We start from the raw sequence: 2,037 nt of genomic DNA, 5'->3' as shown, positions 1-2,037 counted from the left end.
CGTCGTGATCCTCACGAACGGGGCGCGCGACCCCAGCTATCACGAGCGGACCCTGATCGGGCGCAGCGCCTTCACTCTCGACCCCGAGCACGACGTGGCCAAGATCCAGGTCGGCGGGCTGGCCACCACGGCGCTCGATGTGTTCCCCGGCCGCGAAGGCAAGGAGCAGGTCATCCGGCTCGTCGACACCGTCGCGGGCAAGACGGTCACGCTTCAGCCGGGCTTCCGCAACAACGGCACCACACCGGGCCGGGCCCAGACCTTCCCGGCCATCGCCGGGCAGATCGCCACGCTGTCACGCGCCGGCGCCGAGATGCGGATCGTCCACAAGGACGGCAAGGTCCACCACCTGCCGCACGACCAGACCGAGACGCTGGGCGACATCGCGGCCCTGACGCTCGACCTGTCGGACTACGGCAAGACCTTGAATGTTGGCGCCACCAAAGCCTGCGCCGTCACGGCTCCCGCGGCGTCCAGCGTCCCCGAGGGCTGGTACGTCGACCTCTTCCTCACCGGCGCGGGCGGCTCGACCGGCGTGACCGGCGCGGCCGGTGTCAGCACCCTGTCGACCCAGTACGGCCGGCTGCGCCTGCGGAAGGTCGGCGGCGTGATCGTCGGGATGTGAGGCGCCATTCCCCTCGCCGGCCTCGAGCCGGCGAGGGGGCGGTTGACCTGGGATGGATGCAAGGCGGCCCCGGAGGACTATCCGGGGCCGCTTTGCCGTTCGACTCGAATCGACCGCGGTCACCGCCGCTGCCGACCCGCGGCGGTCGGACCCGCCTGTGACCTCTTCCCTTGTAAACCCGCGCCTCCGGCAGGTAATGTGGCGCGTGCCGGTTGCGAAGGAGGTGGATCGTGCGGCTTGCGGGGCGCCGAACAGGCTTGCAGGGGCAGGACATCCGCCAGCCATGATAAGAGAGCGGGCAACCTTCATTGGGATCGGCGCCCAGAAATGCGCCTCCACCTGGCTCTATGGCGTCCTGCCGCAGCTTCAGGGCGTGCAAGTCAGCCTGGAGAAGGAGATAGACTTCTTCAGCTACTACTTCGATCGCGGCTACGAGTGGTACGAGCGTCAGTTCCCAGGAGGGACCGCTTTCCGGCATCGCGGCGAGATCTCGCCCTCGTATTTCATCGACTCCGACGCAACTGCGCGCGCGCGCGCCTACAATCCGGATCTCAAGGTGCTGGTGACGTTGCGCGATCCCGTGGCGCGCGCCTACTCGAACCACCTCCATGAGGTCCGCAAGGGGCATGTCAGCGGGACGAACTTGCGGTTCGAGACCGCATTGGCCAACAACCCGCTCTATGTCGAGCAGGGCCTTTTCGCCAAGCACATGTCGCGCTGGCTCGAGCATTTCCCCGCCCGGCAGGTACTGGTCCTCTTTCAGGAGGACATTCACCGCGACCCCCATGGGGCCGCTGGCGAGGTGGCCCGATTCCTGGGCGTGCCGGAGCCCGAATCCCTGACGGTGCGGCGGGCCAATGAGAGCGTCTCCTATCGCAACGAGCTGATCGGCCAGTCCCTGTGGCGTCTCGGCAAGCTCGCCCGAGGCTACGGGATGGGGACTGCCGTGGAGAGATTGAAGTCGCTCCCCGGCATCCGCAGCCTGAGGGCCGCCAACCGACGCGAGGTCTCGAGCACGATCCCACCCATGGAGGACGCGACGGAACGGCGCCTGACGGAGCATTTCAGCCCCGAGGTCGAGGCCCTGGCAAAGCTCGTCGGGCGGCGCCCTCCCTGGCCGCGCTTCGAAAGGGTTGCGGCGGTCGCGTGAAGCGATCCGATGGACCACCAACTCGCCGTTGCCCTAGCGTCCTCGCATCCGACGACCCAAGGGCTGCGGCCAGCCTTCAGGTCCCGCGCTCGGCGCGGCGGATCATCATGAGCTCCGCCACGTTCTCGCGTGTGATGTAGCCGGCGAGCCGTCCCTCGGCGTCGGCCACCGCCACGACGACGGCCTCCGAGCTTTCCAGATGCCGCAGCGCCGCTGGCAGGCGGCTGGCGAGCGGGACGACGGGGACGTCGCGTTGCATGAC

3 protein-coding genes are annotated in these 2,037 nt (G+C 68.4%); 2 read left to right on the top strand and 1 reads right to left on the bottom strand.

The window, feature by feature from the left end; all coding sequences use genetic code 11:
* The coding region (locus AC5JLB_RS02320) for a hypothetical protein (RefSeq protein WP_495872247.1) at positions 1 to 625 on the top strand (625 nt) is incomplete at its 5' end.
* A gap of 283 nt (positions 626 to 908) precedes the next feature.
* A complete protein-coding gene (locus tag AC5JLB_RS02315) occupies positions 909 to 1,775 on the top strand; it encodes a sulfotransferase domain-containing protein (protein WP_495872246.1) in 867 nt (288 codons plus the stop codon).
* Positions 1,776 to 1,851: 76 nt separating this feature from the next.
* Here the strand turns inward: AC5JLB_RS02315 and AC5JLB_RS02310 are convergent.
* A partial coding sequence (locus tag AC5JLB_RS02310) for a CBS domain-containing protein (RefSeq protein WP_495872245.1) occupies positions 1,852 to 2,037 on the bottom strand: 186 nt, incomplete at its 5' end.

This window comes from Myxacorys chilensis, assembly GCF_059505265.1.
Note: the sequence above shows the minus strand (reverse complement) of the source record. Positions and strands in the feature narration are given on the sequence as shown.